The following is a 19,084-nucleotide window of genomic DNA, read 5'->3' as shown; positions in this document are numbered from 1 at the left end:
GAACCTTGCCAAGCGAACCTTGACGACGCCATGCCGTGCGGCATTCCCCTATCGTTGCCAGAAAGGCAACTTGGCAATCTCTTGCTCGGCCTGCTGTTTCGTCAGGCCGATATCGGCGATCAGATGAGGACTGGCCTCCGACATTCGCTTGATATCCCAGCGAAAGCGTGTCTGCTCGCGCCATGCCGCGATCATGTTTTGCAGGGTCGCTAGGCCGTGACGCGGACGCGATGCTTGCGCGACTTGGGTTCCCGGCCGCGCTGCTCGATGCTGGACCGACGCAAGAATATCGTTCATGGCAACCTCCTATGGTTTGAGGCCCATACGGGTTTGGGAGTTAGAGGCCTTCGACCTGAAAGAGGTTGAATTCTGCAGGATGCGGACAGCGCAGTAATTAAGCCTTCCCAAATAGTTCTCAAAACTTCCAAAAGGGCTTGAGCGGTTCACGTTTCACGGAAACGACGAAACCGCCCTATCTCTTTGATTTGACGCAATTCTAGACGGAGGCCACGGCGAAGTCGCCGAGCCAAACCGTTTCACACTTTTCCTGGAATTGCTCTATACATGCCCCGCATGCAGGGATCGCGCTTTGCCTTTGGTCCATACGTGCTTGATCCGGCTGCGGGAACGCTGCTTCGGAACGATGTCCCCGTTGCCGCTGGTTATCGCGGACTGAAGCTGCTTGCGGCGCTCGTCGGACGTCCGGGTGAAATCCTCGGCAAAGCCGAGCTGATGGACGCAGCATGGCCGGGCACGGCCGTCGAGGAAGGCAACCTCACCGTCCAGATAGCGCAGTTGCGCAAGCTGCTCGGCCCGGCCGCCGACGGCGGTGAATGGATCGCCACCGTTCCGCGCATCGGCTACCGCTTCACGGGGGTTATCGAAGAGCTCGGCGAGGCGAAGCGAAAACCTTTGCCGCTGCCCGGCAAGCCGTCGGTGGCCGTGCTGCCCTTCGTCAATTTCAGCAACGATCCCGAGCAGGACTCCTTCGCGGATGGGCTGACCGAAGACCTGATCACCGATCTGTCCAGGAACGCTGGCCTGTTCGTCATCGCGCGCAACTCGGTCTTTGCCTACAAGGGAAAGGCGATGGATGTGCGCGAGATCGCGCAGGATCTTGGCGTGCGCTACCTTCTGGAGGGAAGCGCACGGCGCGCCGCGGGGCGCGTGCGCATCAACGCCCAGCTGGTCGACGCGTTGAACGGCGAGCATTTGTGGGCGGAACGCTTCGATCGCAGCCTGGAAGATATCTTCGCCGTTCAGGACGAGGTGACGGCCAAGATCGTGGAGGCGCTGCTCGGCCGGCTGCGCACACCGCCGCCGCGCAATCGGCCGAAGAATCTCGAGGCCTACGATCTCTGCGTGCGAGCGCGCAAGCTGATCGACGACTCGCCGCAGACGGCGCGGGAAGCGCATCTGATGCTCACGCGCGCGCTTTCGCTCGATCCGGGATACGCCGAGGCCTATCGCTGGCTTGCCATGAACCACTGGATGGGATGGGTGCATTGGGGCGAACCCATCGAACCCAACCGCAGCCTTGCTCTGGAACTAGCCCGCAAAGCCGTGTCGATCGATCCCAACGATGCCGGCTGCCGCTGGGTGCTGGCCAACTTGCTTGCCTATGAGCGCCGCTTCGACGAGGCGGACGCGGAATTCGCCAAGGCATTCGAGCTCGACCCGAACGAAGCCGACGCCTGGGCGACATTGTCCGACATAGCGGTGCTGGCCGGGCGGATCGAGGAAGGCCTCGAGCACATTCGCAAGGCGTTTCGGCTGAACCCGTTTCCACCGAGCTGGTACTATCTGACGCTCGGCGCGGCGCAATATGCGGCGCGCGACTACGAGGCCGCCGTCGAAACGCTGCGCCGGGACGAGACCTATCGAACCAGCTCACGCCGCTTCCTGGCGGCGAGCCTTGCGCAACTCGGTCGGTTGGACGAAGCCCGCGCAGAGGTCGAATTGTTCCTCGTGGCCAATCCGCATTTCACGACCCGCCACTGGGTCTGGACCGAGCCGTTTCGCGACGACGCCACGCTCGAGCATTTCGTCGATGGTTTTCGCAAGGCCGGTCTTCCGGAGTGATGCGCCCGCGTGAATAGTACGACCTACTCCTCGAAGCGGCTCGCCGCGTCCCGATCGCGCTGGTACCGCTTCGCGACCGGAAACGGCGGCAGCCATGACTCGCGACGGATAATCCAGCTTTCATAGGTCGGCTTCAGCTGATCGGGAGCATCCAGGGAGCCGAGGTGCACTTCGATTTCGCCCCCGGTGCGCGCGAAAACGGATGAGCCGCAGCGCGGACAGAAGAACCGCCCGGCAAAGTCGCGTGTTTCGCCATCGATCGTTACCGCATCCTGAGGGAATATCGCTGCCGCATAAAAAAGCGCGCCATGGTGCTTGCGGCAGTCCAGACAGTGACAGATGCCGACCCGGTAAGGGCGGCCCGACGCCACAAGCCGGACGTTGCCACATAGGCAGCCGCCGGTGAATTGGTCCATGTTGCGTCTCCTCTAAAGCCGTGCGGTGGAACGTTAGCAGCGAACTCGCCGGGGCGTCCATGAAAGCTGCGACAACGCCGTCTCGCTTGCGTGGCTCACAAGCCGAGTTGCATAGCTTATCTCATGGCTGCCGGAATCTCTGAGCGGATATCCGCTTTCGTCGAAGCTCTTCCATTGAAGCCCGGACTTCGCGTCCTGGAGATCGGCTGCGGCCCCGGCGTTGCCGCCCGTGCTGTCGCCCGCCGTGTCGGCCATGGCTTCGTTCTGGCGATCGACCGTTCGGAGAAGGCAATCCGATTGGCGCGCGCGGGGTCGGCCGATGAGATCGCGTCGGGCTGCCTTGGGTTCGGATGCGTGGCAATCGAGGACTTCGCATTGAGGCCCGGCGACGCCCTTTTCGACATCGCCTACGCCATGCGGGTCGGGGCGCTCGACGGGCGTCACCCCGAGGCCGGCCGGGCGGCATTGGCGCGCATCAAAGCCGCCTTGAAGCCGCATGGCAGGCTTTTCATCGACGGCGGCGATCCCTTGAGGGAGATCGATTTGGTCCGTGGCTTGCCGTCTTAGAAAAACCCATCGAGAAACGCCGCCGTCTCGCCCGAGATGGCGACGATCTTGTTCGTCGCCTGGCGATAGAATTTGAAGTTGAGCTCGGTCTCGGGCCGGCCATCCTTCCAGACCTTGAACCGCTTGAGCTCGTCGCGGCCCAATCGCCGCGTGGCCAGTGCAGTGCGGCGGATGGAAACGCTGACGCGCGGCGTCTGCCGATCGAGGTCAAGTCTCCTGGGAATGGCTTGGGACGACGTGACGACGCCACGCGCGACGAGCCCCTGCCCGCCTTCGTTCTCGCTGGCGAACACGAAGATCGCGTCGCCATCGGCGATATGCTTGCCGCCATACATGGTTTTCTGCGCGGCGAATGAAAACGTGTCCGCCTGCGGATCCTTGACCTCGGCCTTGATCGCAAAGGCCATGCCTTACGGCCCCCGGCCGATGGCGATCCGGTAGGTCAGCGTGCGCTTCGCGCCGGGCTCGATCAGCATCACGCCCGGCTTGTCGGCAAATTCGCCGTCAAAATCGACCGGGCTTGCGAGGCCGTGCCATGGCTCGATGCACAGGAACGGCGCCCCGCCCGGCTTGGACCAGATGCCGAGCTCGTTGAATCCCTGCCACGACATTTCGATCGCTGGCCCGTGCTCGGCGGCATAGCGCACGCTGGTGCTGGCCGGCCGGTCCAGAATGACGGCATCGTCGTCGAACAACCGCTCGGAGAGCGCGAGCGTCTTGCCTTCGATCGGCGTGGGTCGCGGCTGTGGCAGCATGAGCCCGTCTTTCAGGCGGCGGATCGGCGCTGGCTCATTGTCGGCAAAGGTCAGCCGGTAGGCTTCCTTGGGCAGATCCGGCCGCAGCGGCCAGTTGAAGGCCGGGTGAGCGCCGATCGAGGCCGGCAACACTTCATCGCCCGTGTTGTCAATCTCGAAGGTCACGCCAAGCTGACGGGGTTCGAGGCTGTAACTTATCGCCAGCCGGAAAGCGAACGGGTAATGGACGCGGCTGTCTGCATCGTCGGTCAGGACCAGGGTGCAGGAGGAAGGCCCCTGCTCCTCCCAATCAAAACGCCTGTCGCGGGCGAAACCGTGCTGCGTCATCGGATAGCCCTGCCCGCGATGGCGCAACTGGTCGCCCTTGAGCCGACCGACGATCGGAAACAGGACCGGAGAATGACGCCGCCAGGCGGAGCCTGCCTGCCACAACAGCTCGGTCCCCTCGGCATCGCGGAGCGATACCAGTTCGGCGCCCTGCCCGACGATGGTCGCCGAAATGCCCTCGCCGTGAAGAGTGAAGCTTTCCTGTTCCATGCATCCTCGCGGCTGGCTGTGTGGACGGCAGGCTAGCAAATGGCTTTGCGCGAACTCAAGAGCGGCAGCCATGCCGCGCTTCACACGGTTATCCTTGCCTGAATTGTCGTCTCGCATGAAAAAATGGCCGGAGGTTTCCCTCCAGCCACGTTAAGATCGGCAGTGCTACGGTCCGGACTATTCGCGCTCGCCCGTGAAATTCAGCAACAGCTGGAAGATGTTGATGAAGTTCAGATAGAGCGAGAAGGCGCCGAAGACGGCAAGCTTCTGCTGCGATTCCGCATCGAAGTTCTCGGCATACTGCTCCTTGATCGTCTGCGTGTCCCAGGCGGTCAGGCCGATGAAGACGGCGATGCCAATCACCGAGATGGCGAACTGCAGCGCGGTCGAGCCGAGGAACAGGTTGACGAGGCTGGCGATCACCACGCCGATCAGGCCCATGATCAGGAAGGACGAGAACTGCGTCAGGTCGCGCCTGGTCGTGTAACCATAGAGGCTGGTGGCGCCGAACATGGTGGCGGCGATGAAAAAGGTGCGCGCGATGCTGGTGCCGGTGAACACCAGGAACACGGAAGCGAGCGACAGGCCCATGACGGCGCAGAAGGCCCAGAACATCGCCTGCGCGCTTGCCGCCGACATCGTCTGCATCTTGAACGAGAAGAGCATGACGAAAGCGAGCGGCGCCAGCATCACCACCCATTTCAGCGGGCTGGAGAAGATCGGCACATAGAGCGCCGGCGTCGAGGCCACGAAAAGGGCGACAAGGCCGGTAACGACAAGTCCGAGGCCCATATAGTTGTAGACGCGCAGCATGTGCTTGCGCAGGCCCTCGTCATAGACCGCTCCGGCCTGGGCGCCGGTGCCCATTCGGTATCCCAGATTGGGGCTCTTCATTTGGGTTCTCCTTGGTTGGATCGGTTGGGTGGAGTGTCAGTAAAGCGTCCGGGCCAGCTTTTCGGCGGCACGGTCGAGATCGCCGGCATCGCTTCGTCCAACGACGGCGTAAGCGACCTCGCCGATCTGGAAATAGGCGGATGAAATATCGCCAGAGGGCGCGATCGTCGGCTTCACCACGTCGAAGGTGCCCGGCCTGATGGCGAACAGCGACACCAGCCCGAGGTCCTTCGTCTCGACCGCCATCTCGACGCTCGGCCCGAAGCGCGACGGATAAATCTGGACGTCGCGGATCTTCCAGTCGTCGGGCAATGACGGCATGACGATCGCGGTCGCGGCGCGGATTTCGTCGGCATTGTAGCCCGGCGCTTCCGGCTGCGACGGCATCGTTTCGCGCACCAGCGTCGTCCGGTGCGCGCTCACCGCTTCCTCGACATAGGGGGGCGGCTGCGTCGAGGCGACCACCTTGGTGACGGCGATCGGCCCGAAGATGCCGTTCGCAAGCCAGCCCGCCGCCACCAACACGGCAGCGGCCGCAGCGCGTTGCAGCACGGAAAAGACACGGTCCCTGGCAAGCGCCCTCTCCAGCCGACGCGCCGCCTCGGCCGTTGCCGGGCGCGCCGTGCCGCCTGGCCCGGCCAGCGCCACGCGCAGTTCGTCGCGCGTTCTGAGATCGGACATCACGCGCGCAGCCACTTCCGGGCGCGTGGAAAGAAAGGCTTCGACCACGATGCGGCGGGCGACGTCGAGCTGATCGTCGACATAGGCATCGATATCCGCATCGGTCACGGGATCGACGATAGCGGTCATGATTCACCTCCCACGATCCTCAAGTGATTTTTGCCGCGCGCCGGAGCGCCCTGCTCCATCTCGCGCAGCGCCGCGCGAGCGCGGCCGATGCGCGACATCAGGGTTCCAAGCGGCACGCCGCTGACCTCGGCGGCCTCGGCGTAGCTAAGCCCTTCGATCGCAACGAGATGCAGGGCGGAACGCTGCTCTTCCGGCAGCGCCAGGAAGGCCTCGCGCACTTGCGAAAGGCGCACTGAATGGTCCTGGGACGCCGGCATGTTTTGATCGGCGAGATGGCCGGCCTGCTCGATGCGCGCCGCTTCCGACCGGCGCGAGCGCATGCGATCGATGAAGATGTTGTGCACGATCGCGAGCAGCCAGGCGCGCGGGCTGCCGCCGGTGCGAAAGGTTGCGCGGCGCTCATAGGCTCGCACCAGCGCGTCATGGACCAGATCCTCGGCATCGGCGCTGTCACGCGTCAGCGAGCGCGCGTAGCGCCGCAGTGCCCCCAGCTGCCCGACGATATCGAAGCGTGCCATCGACCGTTTCATGCCCTGTTTACGGAACAGGGCAAGGTTTTAATCCCGACGACAGGCAGTTTTCTGCAGCGGCAAGCTCTCGCTCTTTGCAGCCGGTGCCAGCTGCCGGAAGGAAAGCGCTGGCGAAGCGCGGCCGATTTGCGTATCACTCCGCCGCCATTGGAGCCTGAACGATGTTCGAAACCTTGCAGCCCGCGCCCGCCGACAAGATCCTTGCGCTGATCGGCCTCTATCGCGCCGATACGCGCCCCGGCAAGGTGGACCTTGGCGTCGGCGTCTACAAGGACCGCGACGGCAGGACGCCGGTCATGCGCGCCGTGCGCGAGGCGGAGAAGCGGCTGCTCGCCGGCCAGGACACCAAGACCTATCTCGGCCTTGCCGGCGATACCGGCTTCAACGCCGCGATGATCAAGCTTGCCTTCGGCGACAAGGCCGATCTTTCGCGTATCCGCGCAGCACAAGCGCCGGGTGGCTCCGGTGCGCTGAGGCTGGTGGCCGAGCTTTTGCAGCGCTCGCGCCCCGGCGCGACGGTCTGGCTATCCGACCCGACCTGGCCGAACCATCTGCCGGTGATGCGCGCAGCCGGCCTGCAGGTGCGCGAGTACCCCTATTTCGACGCCGCTTCCGGCGCCGTTCGCTTCAACGACATGCTGGCGGGGCTCAAGACCGCCAACAGCGGCGATGTCGTGCTGCTGCATGGCTGCTGCCACAACCCGACCGGCGCCAATCTGGATGCCGCGCAATGGGCCAAGGTGGCCGACGTCCTGCTGGAGCGCGGCCTGCTGCCCTTCGTCGACATCGCTTATCAGGGCTTTGGCGAAGGCCTCGACGCCGATGCCGCCGGACTGCGGCTGCTCGCCGAAAAGGTGCCGGAGATGGTTGTCGCCTCGAGCTGCTCGAAGAATTTTGCCGTCTATCGCGACCGCGTCGGTGCCGCGATGATCATGGCCAAGGACGGCACGCAGGCGGATGTGGCGATGAGCCAGATGCTGGCCGCGGCGCGCGCCCTCTATTCGATGCCACCGGACCACGGCGCGGCCGCGGTGCGTATGGTGCTTGAAGACGCAGATCTGAAGAAAGACTGGGAGTCGGAGCTCGAAGAGATGCGGCTGCGCATGCTCAGGCTGCGCGTCGCCTTCGCCGAGGCGTTACGCCGACAGTCCAACTCCGACCGCTTCGATTTCGTCGCCAGCCATCGCGGCATGTTTTCGAGGCTTGGGCTGACGGAGGCACAGGTCGAGCGCCTGCGCACCGAACACGCCGTCTACATGGTGGGCGACAGCCGCATCAACGTGGCCGGCCTTCCGGAAGACGGTATGGACGAGCTCGCCAAGGCGATCGTCTCCGTACTCGACTGAAGGCGCAACTGTGGACAATAGGCTTTTGCCTGCCGGCGGGATTGGTCGCCCGCCGCTACGCGCGTTAGGGTTTGTTGCATGAAACCCTCGAAGGACATTTCCCGGCTGATCGAGATCATGGCGGCGCTCAGGGCGCCGAAGACCGGCTGCCCGTGGGACATCGAGCAGAATTTTTCCACCATCGCGCCCTACACGATCGAGGAAGCTTACGAGGTCGCCGACGCCATCGCGCGCGGCGATCTCGACGATCTGCGAGAGGAACTGGGCGACTTGTTGCTGCAGGTCGTCTACCACGCGCAAATGGCGCAAGAGGCTGGCGAGTTCGCTTTCGGCGACGTCGTTGAAGCGATCACCACCAAGATGATCCGCCGCCACCCGCATGTCTTCGGCGACGAGAAGGCGCGCAGCGCCGGCATGGCCAAGGGCATGTGGGAGAAGATCAAGGCGGCGGAGAAGGCCGACAAACGCAACGCCCGCATCGCGCGCGGCCTCGATCCGGAAGATCACGGCAAGGGTTTTCTCGACAGCGTTCCGGTTGCCCTCCCTGCCCTGACCCGCGCGCTCAAGCTGCAGGAGAAGGCGGCCCGCGTCGGTTTCGACTGGAGCGAGGCAGCACCCATCCTCGACAAAATAGAGGAAGAGATCGGCGAGCTGCGCGAGGCGCTGGCCACGGGTGACGCGGCACCCATCAAGGACGAGTTCGGCGACATGCTGTTTGCCGTCGTCAATCTCGGCCGCCACCTCAAGCTCGACGCGGAAGCCGCGCTGAGCGGCACCAACGAGAAATTCCGCTCGCGATTCCACTATGTCGAGCGGGCGCTGGAGGATTCCGGCAGTTCGTTGGAAAAGGCTACGCTTGACGAGATGGAAGCGCTCTGGCAACGGGCTAAAAGCGCAAAATAAACAGCAGGTTAACTGCCTGTCTTGCGGTGCAGCCGGCTCTCGATTTCCTGCCTTGCACTGTGTGTCGCCGTCAGCGAAATGGTGACGCTGCCATCCTCATTGTCGGCCCGCGAGACGACGTCGCCGTTGCGATAAAGCCAGTCGACCTGGCCGAGCTGGGCCGGGCTCAGCGTGACAGTCATGGTTTCCAACTCGCCCGACACCCTGGTTTCGATGAGCGCCTTCAGCGCGTCGATCCCCTCGCCGGTCGCCGCCGATATCGCGACCGGCGGCGCCTTGCCGCCGGCGCTCTCGGCAAGCAGGCGCTCGCGATTGCCTTCGTCGAGCAGGTCGATCTTGTTCCACACTTCGATCACGCGGCCGGTGTCGGCGGCATCGACGCCGAGATCGCCAAGGATGCGCTCGACATCTTCCGCCTGTGCCGCCGTGTCCGGATCGGAAATGTCGCGCAGATGCAGCACGAGATCGGCCTCGACGACCTCTTCCAGCGTCGCCCGGAAGGCCGCAACGAGATGCGTCGGCAGGTCCGAGATGAAACCGACCGTGTCAGACAGGATGATCGGCGTGCCATGCGGCAGCCGCACGCGGCGCAACGTCGGGTCGAGCGTGGCGAACAGCATGTCCTCGGCCAGCACCCCTGCCCCGGTCATACGGTTGAACAGTGTCGACTTTCCGGCGTTGGTGTAGCCGACGGTTGCTACAACCGGGAATGGCACCTTCTTGCGCTTGGCGCGATGAAGGTCGCGCGTGCGGCGAACCGTTTCCAGCTCGTGCTTCAGCTTGGTGATCTTGTCTTGAAGGATGCGCCGGTCCGATTCGATCTGCGTTTCGCCGGGACCGCCGAGAAAACCGGCGCCGCCGCGTTGCCGTTCGAGGTGGGTCCAGCTGCGCACCAGTCGGCCCTTCTGGTAGTTGAGATGCGCCAGCTCGACCTGAAGGGTACCTTCCTTGGTCCTGGCGCGCTCGCCGAAGATTTCGAGAATCAGCCCGGTGCGGTCGAGCACCTTGGCGTTCAGTTCTTTTTCCAGATTGCGCTGCTGCACCGGCGTCAGCGGATGGTCGACGATGACCAGCTCCGCCTTGCGCTCCTTCACGATGTCGGCGAACTCCGCCACCTTGCCGCTGCCGAGCAGCGTTGCCGGGCGCGGGTCGGTGACCGTGACCACAGCCGTGTGGACCGGGTTGAGGTCGATGGCGCTGGCAAGGCCGACCGCCTCGTCGTGACGGGCATCGGCCGAGCGGCTCAAACGCGGCCGGCTCGAATCATCGTCGCCGCGCGGCTGGCGCGTAAGCACCGGCACAATGACAACCGCCCGGGTCGGGTCCTTGGCTTCCGGCCCGAGCTGGTGTCCTTGTTTTCCGCGAACGCTGCGGTCCGCGTCCTTCTCACGTACCAATCAGGCGCCCTGGCTTTCCTCGCCATCGAACATCTGAACCGGCTGGCTCGGCATGATCGTGGAAATGGCGTGCTTGTAGACGAGCTGGGAATGCCCGTCGCGCCGCAACAACACACAGAAATTGTCGAACGAAGTGACGACGCCGGTCAGCTTCACGCCGTTGATGAGGAAGATGGTAAGTGGATTTTTGCTCTTGCGAACTGAATTCAGGAACAGGTCCTGAAGGTTTTGCGATCGTTCCGCCATTGTTTTTGTCTTTCGCCGATCCCCTTCGGTCTGCGGGCCAATGCGCCAAATTACGCGGCACCTGTCAAGCGCGCAAACCCCCTCTTGCCGTTTAAACGACAAGCAGAACGAGATAGTTGAGGTTCATTCCACCTTTGCGGTTATCAGGCTGGACTTTTTTCCGCAATGTCAAAAAATGCCTGCCGCAACGAAAGTGTCATGGAGCCGGGGTGGCCGTTTGCGATCGGCGCGCCGTCGATCTCCACCACCGGCATGGCGATCGTCGTCGCGGAGCTGATGAAAGCCTCGCGCGCGGCCTTGGCTTCGGCGACCGAAAACCCGCGTTCCTCGATCTTCAGACCGAGCTTGGCGGCGACATCGAACAGCGTCGTGCGGGTGATGCCGCGCAGAATGCCGTGCTCGGCTGGCCGCGTCACCAGAACGCCGTCCCTGGTGATGATCCAGGCGTTGGACGAACCACCTTCCTTGACTGTACCATCAATGTCGACGAACCAGGCCTCCTGGGCGCCGGCATCCTTGGCCTTCTGCTTGGCCAGCACATTGGGCAAAAGGCCGGTGCTCTTGATGTCGACGCGGTCCCAGCGATTCTCAGGCACGGTGATGACCTTGATGCCGGTCTCGACCCGCTTGGCAGCGGCAGCAGGATCGGCTTTCCGGGCGGTTATCACCAGGGCTGACCTGGTGCCGGTTGCCGGGAAGACGAATTCGCGGCTGGCGACGCCGCGCGTCACCTGGACATAGACGAGGCCGTTGACGACATGGTTGCGGCGAACCACCTCGCGCAGCAGCATCGGCAGGACGCCTTCCGAGACCGGCCAGGCGATCGACAACTCCTTCAGCGAGCGCTTGAGCCGGGCAAGATGGCGCGGCATGTCGACGATAAAGCCGCGCGCCACCTCGCAGACCTCATAGACGCCGTCGGCGAACTGGTAGCCGCGATCCTCGATATGGACGCGGGCTTCGGCATGGGCGACGTAGCGCCCGTTGACATAAGCAATGCGCGGCATGGGTTACCTCAAGGGAAATGTCCGGCTTTCTTAGGCGATTCCGCCGCTGCCGTTAACGAACAATCGCGTGGGCCACGCCGGCCCTAGACCCCCAGCGACTTCAGCTTGCGGTGCAAGGCCGACCGCTCCATGCCGATGAACTCAGCCGTCTTCGAGATGTTGCCGCCGAAGCGGTTGATCTGGGCGATCAAATAGTCCTTCTCGAACTGTTCGCGCGCCTCGCGCAGCGGCAGCGCCATGATGTGCTGGTCCGACTGGTTGGGCGTGCGCGGCATGACGTCGCCGATCTCGGAGGGCAGAAGGTCGGCGGTGATCGGCGCATCTGCGTCGCCGCCGCGCGCCAGGATCATCAACCGCTCGACATTGTTGCGGAGCTGGCGGACATTGCCGGGCCAGTTATGCGCCTGCAGCACGGCTAAAGCGTCATCGCCGATGCGGCGCGGCTTGATGCCGGCCTGACGCGCGATCTGCTTCATGAAATTGTCGACAAGATACGGGATATCCTCGCGCCGCTCGGCAAGGCCCGGCACCATCACCGGAACCACCGCCAGGCGATGATAAAGGTCCTCGCGGAAGCGGCCGTCGGCGATCATCGCCTCCAGGTTCTGCGCCGTCGAGGAGATGATGCGGACGTCGACCTTGACCCGCTTGGTGCCACCTACCCGCTCGAACTGCTGCTCGACCAGGACGCGCAGGATCTTGTTCTGCGTCTCGCGCGGCATGTCGGCGACTTCATCGATGTAGAGAATGCCGCGATGCGCCTCTTCCAGCGCGCCGACCTTGCGCTCGGTGCCGTTCGATTCGGTGCCGAACAGCTCGATCTCCATGCGCTCGGGCGTGATGGTCGCGGCGCTCAGCGTCACGAACGGTCCCCCCTTGCGCGCCGATAGTGTGTGGATGGCGCGCGCCGTCAGCTCCTTGCCGGAGCCGGACGGGCCGATGATCATGACGCGGCTGTTGGTCGGCGCGACGCGCTCGATGGTCTGCCGCAGCTGGCTCATCGCCGACGACATGCCGATCAGGTCGAAGGTCTCGCCGCTGCGCAGCTTGAGGTCGGAGACCTCGCGCCGCAGTTTGGACGTCTCCAGCGCGCGTTCGGCGATCAGGATGAGGCGATCGGCCTTGAACGGCTTCTCGATGAAATCATAGGCGCCGCGCCGGATGGCTGAAACCGCCGTTTCGATGTTGCCATGGCCGGAGATCATCACCACCGACATGTTCGGATGCATCGTCTTGATCTCGTCGAGCAGCGCCAGGCCATCGAGGCGCGAGCCCTGCAGCCAGATATCGAGGAAAATCAGCCGCGGCGCGCGATCGGCGATCGCCGCCAGCGCGCTGTCGGCATCGTGTGCCGTGCGGGTTTCATGACCTTCGTCGCTCAGGATACCGGCGACGAGTTCGCGGATGTCTTCCTCGTCATCGACGATGAGAATGTCAGACGCCATTACCGACCTTTTCAGTTTCTCGTTCGTGTTCGTTGCGGCCTTCGCCGCGTGGCGGCGCGGCAACGACCGCCGCCGGCGGCAGGATGATCGAGATCATCGCGCCCCGGCCACCGTGGAAATCTGGCGGCGCGTCGTGCAATTCGAGCCGGCCGCCATGGTCCTCCACGATCTTCTTGACGATAGCGAGGCCGAGGCCAGTGCCTTTTTCGCGCGTCGTCATGTAGGGCTCGAGCAGCCTCTGCCGATTCTCGCGCGGCAGCCCTTTGCCGTTGTCGATAACGTCGATTCTTATGGCGCCATCTTGGCGCCCGGCTTGAATCCGGATTGTGCCGTCGGAACGATCTTTCGCATCAAGTCCGTCAATGGCCTCGGCGGCGTTCTTGATAACGTTGCCGAAGGCCTGCGCCATCAGGCGGCTGTCGAACGTGCCCTTGAGCTGCTCGTTGCCGAAATCGCGCTGGAAGGCAATGTCGGAGCGGCTGACTTCCACGAGGAACGATGCCTCGCGCAGCGACTCGCGCAGATCAATGACTTTCATCTCGGGCTTCGGCATGCGGGCGAAGGCCGAGAATTCGTCGACCATGCGGCCGATATCCTCGACCTGGCGGATGATGGTGTCGGTGCACTGATCGAAGACCTCGCGGTCTTCGGTGATGACCTTGCCGTAGCGGCGCCTGATGCGCTCGGCCGAAAGCTGGATCGGCGTCAGCGGATTCTTGATCTCATGGGCGATGCGCCGCGCCACGTCCGCCCAGGCCGAAGAGCGCTGCGCCTGGACGAGATCGGTGATGTCGTCGACGGTAACGACATAGGATTTTTCATCCGCGGCTTCGTCTTCTGCCTCGACGGTGATCTGGACATTGAAGGTCCGTTCCATGCCGGCGCGGAAAAAGGTGACCTGCTCGCGATAGACCGGCTTGCCGGACTGGCGGCCGATCTCGAAGACGCGGCCGACATGCGGCAGGATGGCCGAGAGATTCTGTCCGAGCGCAGCACTTGCCGAGATCGCGAGCATCGTTTCGGCCGAGCGATTGACGATGGTAATGATGCCATAGGGATCGACGCCGATGACGCCGGCGGTGACGCCAGCCAGCACTGCTTCCGAGAAGCGCCGTCGCTCGTCGATCAGATCCTTGGCCGAGAGAAGCTCGTTGCGCTGCGACTTGAGCTCGAGGATCATGTTGTTGAAGGTTTCGCCAAGCGAGGCGACATCGCCGTCGGACTGACGCACGGGAACGGCGACATCGAGATTGCCGGTCGCCACCTCGTCGGCCGCGCCGATCAGCTGGCGGATCGGCCGCACCAACCGGTCGGCGACCGCAATGCCGGTCCAGATCGCCGACAGGATGATGATCAGCGTCAGCGACAGGTACGGCAGCGCGAACGCCACCTGGGAGGTGCGGCGATTGTCCTCGAGATTGCGGTATTCGTCGGTGTTGGATTTGACGATCTGCCGCGCTCTGATCACCTCGGGGTCGACCAGCCGGATCGTATAGAGGTAAAGGCCCTCGATCTCGCGCAGCTTGACGATGGCGCCCATGATGTTGCGGGTGCGCGGCTCGATCAGCACCGGCTTGCCGTCGGCGGCCGTTTCGACAGCGCCCGGCGGCGGCTCGGGCATGGCGAAGTCGGTGTCGGTCTTGGCGCTCATGACGAAAGAGCCGTCAGGCTTGATCAGCGCCGCATGCGCCAACCCGCGGCCGACGGCTTCCTTGTTCATGAGGTCAAGGAAACCGGTGCGGTCGAGCCCGTAGAGCGTGCGCGAGGCGTCGAGATCATAGGCCATCGACAGGGTTGTGCCCTGCAGGTTGCGCGCGTTTTCCTGGACATAGGCATCCGCGATCGACAGCGACGAATTGACGATGGTCTTGGTGCGGATCTCGAACCAGCGGTCGAGGCCGATATCGAGCGTGATCGAGGCGATGATCGCCACCATGATCGCCGGGATGGCGGCGACCAGCGCGAACATCGCGACGATGCGCACATGCAGCCGCGAGGCAGCCCTGCCGTGCCGGCGGGCCATGACGATGCGACGCACCTCGCGGGCGACCAGCGCGATCAGGAACAGGACGAAGACGGCGTTGAGCGCGATCAGCGCCCAGGTCGTATTGGCGTTCGGAGCGATCGGCGTCGCGCCGACCAGGATCGCAAACGAGATCGCAGCCGTGATCATGGCGCCCACGATCGCGACCACGCCGGGCAGCGCCAGCAACCGGCGACCGTCGCGAACGCCGGCCCGGCTGAAAAGCGGTTGGTTCAGTGTTGGAGCCTCAGCAGCCATATCGCCGTCTAGAGTCGGTCATAGCGTCGGATGTATGCAACGCATTGTGGCGATTATGCAACAAGTGTGGCCGGGACGGAAATCTTTCCCCGGCTCATCCCCAAAAGGTGAAGCCCCGACAAAGCGCGTTGCGCTGAATTAGGGCTGCCTGGCGGCCTTGTAGACGTTGACGCCGAGCTCGCGGATCTTCTTGCGCAGCGTGTTTCGGTTGAGGCCCAGAAGCTCGGCCGCCTTGATCTGGTTGCCGCGCGTCGCCGTCATCGAGGCCAGCACCAGCGGATACTCGACCTCGGCAAGGATGCGCTGGTAAAGCCCCGACGGCGGCAGTTCGCCGGCGAAGGAAGCAAAATAGCGCTGCAGGAAATGCTCGACCGCCTGGCTGATCGACAGATCGTCGGGGATGAGCGGTCCGACGCCCGGCACCACAGGCCTTTCGCCGGTCTTGAGCTCCGTCTCGATGATCTCGGCTGAAATCTCGTCCTGCGAATAAAGCGCGGCCAGCCTGCGCACCAGATTTTCAAGCTCGCGCACATTGCCGGGCCAAGGGTAGCGCTTCATCAGCTCGATGCCGCCCCCGGAAATGCGCTTGGTCTGCAAGCCTTCGCTGGCGCCCTGCTTGAAGAAGTGGCGCACCAGGTCCGGAATGTCTTCCGAGCGCTCGCGCAGCGCCGGGAGTCTGAGCGGCACGACGTTGAGGCGGTAGAACAAGTCCTCGCGGAACAGGCCCTGGTTGATCAGCGTCCTCAGGTCTTTGTTAGTCGCCGCGACGATGCGCACGTCGGTCTTGATCGGCGTTCGGCCGCCGACGGTGGTGTATTCGCCTTGCTGCAGCACGCGCAACAGGCGCGTCTGCGCCTCCATCGGCATGTCGCCGATCTCGTCGAGGAAGAGCGTGCCGCCTTCGGCCTGCTCGAAGCGGCCGGTTGAGCGGTTCTGGGCGCCGGTGAAGGCGCCCTTCTCATGGCCGAACAATTCCGATTCGATCAGGTCGCGCGGGATCGCCGCCATGTTGATGGCGACGAACGGCCCGCCGCGGCGACGGCCATATTCGTGCAACGCGCGCGCCACCAGCTCCTTGCCGGTCCCTGATTCGCCGCTGATCATCACCGTCAGGTCGGTCTGCATCATGCGGGCCAGCATGCGGTAGATGTCCTGCATGGCGGCCGAGCGACCGACCAGCGGCATCGTCTCCGGCTGCTCATCGGTGCGCGAATCGAGCTTCGGCCGCTTCGGCTCGGCCAGCGCCCGGTTGACGATGCTGAGCAGTTCGGTGAGGTCGAACGGCTTGGGCAAATATTCGTAGGCGCCGGTCTCGGAAGCGCGGATGGCGGTCATGAACGTGTTCTGCGCGCTCATGACGATGACCGGCAGTTCCGGCCGTGCCTTCTTGATGCGCGGCAGCATGTCGAAAGCGTTCTCGTCCGGCATCACCACGTCGGTGATGACGAGATCGCCCTCGCCCGCCGCCACCCAGCGCCACAGCGTCGAGGCATTCGAGGTCACGCGCACCTCATGGCCGACGCGCGACAGCGCCTGGTTGAGCACGGTGCGAATTGCCGCATCGTCGTCTGCGACCAGAATATTGCCGCGAACGGTCATTTGCGGTCTCCTTCTGCTTCGTCGCCGGCGCCGGGCGGAGCCTCCTTCCAGGCCGGCATCAGGACGCGGAAAGTGGTTCCTCGCGGCGTCGAATCGCATTCGATGATGCCGCCGTGCTCACCCACGATCTTTGCGACCAGCGCCAGCCCGAGGCCCGAGCCGTTTGGCTTGGTGGTGATGAACGGGTCAAAGAGGATCGGCAGGATGTCCTCGGAAACGCCGGGGCCGTTGTCGTGCACGCAGAATTCCAGCGGCAGCGAAACACGGTCCTGCGTTCCCGGCACGGAAACGCGGATGCCCGGCCGGAAGGCCGTCGACAGCATGATCTCGCCCTGCGGGTCGGCGCCGATCGACTCGGCTGCGTTTTTCACCAGGTTGAGGAACACCTGGATCAGCTGATCGCGGTTGGCGTAGACCGGAGGAAGCGATGGATCATATTCCTCCAAAATCTTGATCCGCTTGGCAAAACCGTTCTTGGCGATCGCCTTCACGTGATCCAGCACGACATGGATGTTGACGGGATAGCGTTCGATCGGCCGCTCGTCGGAAAACACCTCCATGCGGTCGACGAGCGAGACGATGCGGTCGGTCTCGTCGGTGATCAGTCGGGTGAGCGCGCGGTCCTCATCGGAGGCCGAGAGCTCGAGCAGTTGCGCGGCGCCGCGAATGCCGGAAAGCGGGTTCTTGATCTCATGCGCGAGCATAGCAGCCAGTCCGGTGACGGAGCGGGCAGCGCCGCGATGCGTCATCTGGCGGTCGATCTTGTCGGCCATGGACCGTTCCTGGAACATCACCACGACCGAGCCCGGGAACTCCGGCACCGGCGCGACATAGAGGTCGACCATCTTCTCGATGCCGAGGCGTGGCGAGGAGACGTCGACTCGATATTCGTTGACCGGCGCGCGGCGCTCACGCACCTGATCCACCAGCGTCAGCAGCGGGCTGCCGAAAGGCACCAGCTTGGAGAGCGTGTTGCGGGCAAGCATGGTGGCGCTGGAGCGGAAGAAATCTTCGGCGTCAGCGTTGGCGAAGGTGATGAAGCCGTCGGGATCGACCATGATCACCGGCCGGCGGATCGTGTTCAGCACGATGTTGGCTGCGTCCGCCATGTCGGCATCTTGTGGGACACTGGCCTTCATGCCGCGCTCCGAAGTTCATTCGACATGCCAATGTCGGCAAGGGCGTCGCGCAATCCACGGATGACTTCAGCTGGTTCGAAAGAGGTGAGGACGCGCTTCCGCTGCTCCGCCGAAACACCGGCCGCGTGCCGGTCCAGATACCAGCCGAGATGCTTGCGCGCCTGGCGCAGCCCGCTTTCGATGCCGTAGAGCGAGAGCATGTCTTCGTAATGGGCAACGACGTAGTCGGCGAGCGCTTGTGGCGTTTCGGGAATGCCTGGCGCAGATATGCCAGCGGCGGCCGCCGCGACGCTGCCCGCGATCCACGGCGCCCCGTAATGGGCGCGGCCGATCATCACCGCGTCGGCGCCCGACTGCTTCAGAATTGCGGCTGCCTCTTCCCGGGAGCTGACATCGCCATTGGCCACCACCGGGATCGAGACCGCTTGCCTGACGCGCGCGATCGCGCGCCAGTCGGCCTTGCCCTGGTAGAACTGGCAGCGTGTGCGGCCATGGACGGTCACCATCTTGACGCCAGCCTCTTCCGCACGGCGCGCCAAAATCGGCGCGTTGAGCGCGCTTTCGTCCCAGCCGAGCCGCATCTTGAGGGTCACCGGCACCGCGACCGCGCCGACCACCGCCTCGATCAGCGACAACGCATGATCGAGATCGCGCATCAGCGCCGAGCCGGCATAGCCGCCCGTCACCTTCTTCGCCGGGCAGCCCATGTTGATGTCGATGATGTCGGCGCCCTCGCCCGCCGCGATTCGAGCGCCTTCGGCCATGTGCGCCGCCTCGCGGCCAGCGAGCTGCACCATATGGATGGGCAACCCGGAATGGCGGATGCGCAGATCGCAGCCTGCCCTGCCCTTGGCCAGTTCGCCGCTTGCCACCATTTCCGACACGACCAGCCCTGCGCCATGCGCATGGGCGCGCTGGCGGAACGGCTCGTCGGTGATGCCAGACATCGGCGCGAGGAACACGCGGTTGCGGATCCTCACGCCGCCGATATCGAGCGGCGAAGGCAATCTGGTCAATTCAGGCATGCACAAAAACCAAGCATATTCGATTGCTGCACATTCTCTAGCCAGATACAAGCCATTGTGCAATGCGCAATGACGTCACATTAAGGCGCATTTTGGAAAATGCTG

General features: G+C 63.9%; 19 protein-coding genes. 4 read left to right on the top strand and 15 right to left on the bottom strand.

Annotated elements, in window-relative coordinates; all coding sequences use genetic code 11:
* Nucleotides 1–48: 48 nt before the first annotated feature.
* On the bottom strand, nt 49–297 hold the full coding sequence (locus RFM40_RS02465; protein WP_320225972.1) for a DUF1127 domain-containing protein: 249 nt from the start codon (nt 295–297) through the stop codon (nt 49–51).
* 267 nt (nt 298–564) lie between these two features.
* Between RFM40_RS02465 and RFM40_RS02460 the strand changes: the two genes are divergently transcribed.
* The gene (locus RFM40_RS02460; RefSeq protein ID WP_320225973.1) at nt 565–2,082 is read left to right on the top strand and encodes a winged helix-turn-helix domain-containing tetratricopeptide repeat protein; all 1,518 of its coding nucleotides are present in this window, start codon (nt 565–567) and stop codon (nt 2,080–2,082) included.
* 23 nt (nt 2,083–2,105) lie between these two features.
* On the opposite strand, the gene RFM40_RS02455 is transcribed toward RFM40_RS02460, so the two are convergent.
* On the bottom strand, nt 2,106–2,498 hold the full coding sequence (locus RFM40_RS02455) for a GFA family protein (RefSeq protein WP_320225974.1): 393 nt from the start codon (nt 2,496–2,498) through the stop codon (nt 2,106–2,108).
* Nucleotides 2,499–2,621: 123 nt separating this feature from the next.
* On the opposite strand from RFM40_RS02455, the gene RFM40_RS02450 reads away from it, so the two are divergent.
* Nucleotides 2,622–3,065, top strand: a complete 444-nt coding sequence (locus RFM40_RS02450) for a class I SAM-dependent methyltransferase (protein WP_320225975.1) — start codon at nt 2,622–2,624, stop codon at nt 3,063–3,065.
* Here RFM40_RS02450 and RFM40_RS02445 read toward each other — a convergent pair.
* The 5 genes from RFM40_RS02445 to RFM40_RS02425 form a co-directional block, all read right to left on the bottom strand.
* Entirely contained in the window at nt 3,062–3,472 is a 411-nt protein-coding gene (locus tag RFM40_RS02445; RefSeq protein WP_320225976.1) for a hypothetical protein, read from the bottom strand. The genes RFM40_RS02450 and RFM40_RS02445 overlap by 4 nt on opposite strands.
* 3 nt (nt 3,473–3,475) lie before the next feature.
* A complete protein-coding gene (locus RFM40_RS02440; protein WP_320226045.1) occupies nt 3,476–4,357 on the bottom strand; it encodes an aldose 1-epimerase family protein in 882 nt (293 codons plus the stop codon).
* Between the two features lie 177 nt (nt 4,358–4,534).
* Complete coding sequence (locus RFM40_RS02435) at nt 4,535–5,251, bottom strand: Bax inhibitor-1/YccA family protein (protein WP_320225977.1); 717 nt, start codon at nt 5,249–5,251, stop codon at nt 4,535–4,537.
* Between the two features lie 36 nt (nt 5,252–5,287).
* Nucleotides 5,288–6,061, bottom strand: a complete 774-nt coding sequence (locus RFM40_RS02430) for an anti-sigma factor family protein (protein ID WP_320225978.1) — start codon at nt 6,059–6,061, stop codon at nt 5,288–5,290.
* Entirely contained in the window at nt 6,058–6,591 is a 534-nt protein-coding gene (locus RFM40_RS02425) for a sigma-70 family RNA polymerase sigma factor (RefSeq protein WP_430691632.1), read from the bottom strand. Before RFM40_RS02425 ends, RFM40_RS02430 begins: the two co-directional genes overlap by 4 nt.
* 161 nt (nt 6,592–6,752) lie before the next feature.
* On the opposite strand from RFM40_RS02425, the gene RFM40_RS02420 reads away from it, so the two are divergent.
* The gene (locus RFM40_RS02420; protein WP_320225980.1) at nt 6,753–7,937 is read left to right on the top strand and encodes an amino acid aminotransferase; all 1,185 of its coding nucleotides are present in this window, start codon (nt 6,753–6,755) and stop codon (nt 7,935–7,937) included.
* A gap of 78 nt (nt 7,938–8,015) precedes the next feature.
* Nucleotides 8,016–8,840, top strand: coding sequence for a nucleoside triphosphate pyrophosphohydrolase (gene mazG / locus RFM40_RS02415; protein ID WP_320225981.1), 825 nt, complete (start codon nt 8,016–8,018; stop codon nt 8,838–8,840).
* A gap of 8 nt (nt 8,841–8,848) precedes the next feature.
* On the opposite strand, the gene hflX is transcribed toward mazG, so the two are convergent.
* From hflX to dusB, 8 genes are all read right to left on the bottom strand, one after another.
* A complete protein-coding gene (gene hflX / locus RFM40_RS02410) occupies nt 8,849–10,237 on the bottom strand; it encodes a GTPase HflX (RefSeq protein ID WP_320225982.1) in 1,389 nt (462 codons plus the stop codon).
* Nucleotides 10,238–10,483, bottom strand: a complete 246-nt coding sequence (gene hfq, locus RFM40_RS02405; protein WP_006202172.1) for an RNA chaperone Hfq — start codon at nt 10,481–10,483, stop codon at nt 10,238–10,240. It abuts the gene before it with no gap.
* Between the two features lie 143 nt (nt 10,484–10,626).
* Nucleotides 10,627–11,490: a D-amino-acid transaminase gene (locus tag RFM40_RS02400; RefSeq protein ID WP_320225983.1), complete on the bottom strand. Its 864-nt coding sequence runs from the start codon at nt 11,488–11,490 to the stop codon at nt 10,627–10,629.
* An 83-nt stretch (nt 11,491–11,573) separates the two neighbouring features.
* The gene (ntrX, locus tag RFM40_RS02395; protein ID WP_320225984.1) at nt 11,574–12,935 is read right to left on the bottom strand and encodes a nitrogen assimilation response regulator NtrX; all 1,362 of its coding nucleotides are present in this window, start codon (nt 12,933–12,935) and stop codon (nt 11,574–11,576) included.
* Complete coding sequence (locus RFM40_RS02390; RefSeq protein ID WP_320220547.1) at nt 12,925–15,216, bottom strand: sensor histidine kinase NtrY-like; 2,292 nt, start codon at nt 15,214–15,216, stop codon at nt 12,925–12,927. The genes ntrX and RFM40_RS02390 overlap by 11 nt, the downstream gene beginning before the upstream one ends.
* A gap of 138 nt (nt 15,217–15,354) precedes the next feature.
* Nucleotides 15,355–16,815: a nitrogen regulation protein NR(I) gene (ntrC, locus tag RFM40_RS02385; RefSeq protein ID WP_320225985.1), complete on the bottom strand. Its 1,461-nt coding sequence runs from the start codon at nt 16,813–16,815 to the stop codon at nt 15,355–15,357.
* Entirely contained in the window at nt 16,812–17,954 is a 1,143-nt protein-coding gene (locus RFM40_RS02380) for a two-component system sensor histidine kinase NtrB (RefSeq protein ID WP_320225986.1), read from the bottom strand. The genes ntrC and RFM40_RS02380 overlap by 4 nt, the downstream gene beginning before the upstream one ends.
* On the bottom strand, nt 17,951–18,979 hold the full coding sequence (gene dusB / locus RFM40_RS02375; protein WP_320225987.1) for a tRNA dihydrouridine synthase DusB: 1,029 nt from the start codon (nt 18,977–18,979) through the stop codon (nt 17,951–17,953). Before dusB ends, RFM40_RS02380 begins: the two co-directional genes overlap by 4 nt.
* Nucleotides 18,980–19,084 lie beyond the last annotated feature (105 nt).

The organism is Mesorhizobium captivum (assembly GCF_033977165.1).
Taxonomy (GTDB): domain Bacteria; phylum Pseudomonadota; class Alphaproteobacteria; order Rhizobiales; family Rhizobiaceae; genus Mesorhizobium; species Mesorhizobium captivum.
The sequence above is the reverse complement of the archived record's forward strand: the minus strand, read 5'-3'. Positions and strand labels throughout refer to the sequence as shown.

Bases quoted from the DNA above. Each gene is read 5' to 3' on its own strand.
- RFM40_RS02465 (WP_320225972.1), bottom strand. From the start codon at position 297: ATGAACGATATTCTTGCGTCGGTCCAGCATCGAGCAGCGCGGCCGGGA.
- RFM40_RS02460 (WP_320225973.1), top strand. From the start codon at position 565: ATGCCCCGCATGCAGGGATCGCGCTTTGCCTTTGGTCCATACGTGCTT.
- RFM40_RS02455 (WP_320225974.1), bottom strand. From the start codon at position 2,498: ATGGACCAATTCACCGGCGGCTGCCTATGTGGCAACGTCCGGCTTGTG.
- RFM40_RS02450 (WP_320225975.1), top strand. From the start codon at position 2,622: ATGGCTGCCGGAATCTCTGAGCGGATATCCGCTTTCGTCGAAGCTCTT.
- RFM40_RS02445 (WP_320225976.1), bottom strand. From the start codon at position 3,472: ATGGCCTTTGCGATCAAGGCCGAGGTCAAGGATCCGCAGGCGGACACG.
- RFM40_RS02440 (WP_320226045.1), bottom strand. From the start codon at position 4,357: ATGGAACAGGAAAGCTTCACTCTTCACGGCGAGGGCATTTCGGCGACC.
- RFM40_RS02435 (WP_320225977.1), bottom strand. From the start codon at position 5,251: ATGAAGAGCCCCAATCTGGGATACCGAATGGGCACCGGCGCCCAGGCC.
- RFM40_RS02430 (WP_320225978.1), bottom strand. From the start codon at position 6,061: ATGACCGCTATCGTCGATCCCGTGACCGATGCGGATATCGATGCCTAT.
- RFM40_RS02425 (WP_430691632.1), bottom strand. From the start codon at position 6,591: ATGAAACGGTCGATGGCACGCTTCGATATCGTCGGGCAGCTGGGGGCA.
- RFM40_RS02420 (WP_320225980.1), top strand. From the start codon at position 6,753: ATGTTCGAAACCTTGCAGCCCGCGCCCGCCGACAAGATCCTTGCGCTG.
- mazG (WP_320225981.1), top strand. From the start codon at position 8,016: ATGAAACCCTCGAAGGACATTTCCCGGCTGATCGAGATCATGGCGGCG.
- hfq (WP_006202172.1), bottom strand. From the start codon at position 10,483: ATGGCGGAACGATCGCAAAACCTTCAGGACCTGTTCCTGAATTCAGTT.
- RFM40_RS02400 (WP_320225983.1), bottom strand. From the start codon at position 11,490: ATGCCGCGCATTGCTTATGTCAACGGGCGCTACGTCGCCCATGCCGAA.
- ntrX (WP_320225984.1), bottom strand. From the start codon at position 12,935: ATGGCGTCTGACATTCTCATCGTCGATGACGAGGAAGACATCCGCGAA.
- RFM40_RS02390 (WP_320220547.1), bottom strand. From the start codon at position 15,216: ATGGCTGCTGAGGCTCCAACACTGAACCAACCGCTTTTCAGCCGGGCC.
- ntrC (WP_320225985.1), bottom strand. From the start codon at position 16,815: ATGACCGTTCGCGGCAATATTCTGGTCGCAGACGACGATGCGGCAATT.
- RFM40_RS02380 (WP_320225986.1), bottom strand. From the start codon at position 17,954: ATGAAGGCCAGTGTCCCACAAGATGCCGACATGGCGGACGCAGCCAAC.
- dusB (WP_320225987.1), bottom strand. From the start codon at position 18,979: ATGCCTGAATTGACCAGATTGCCTTCGCCGCTCGATATCGGCGGCGTG.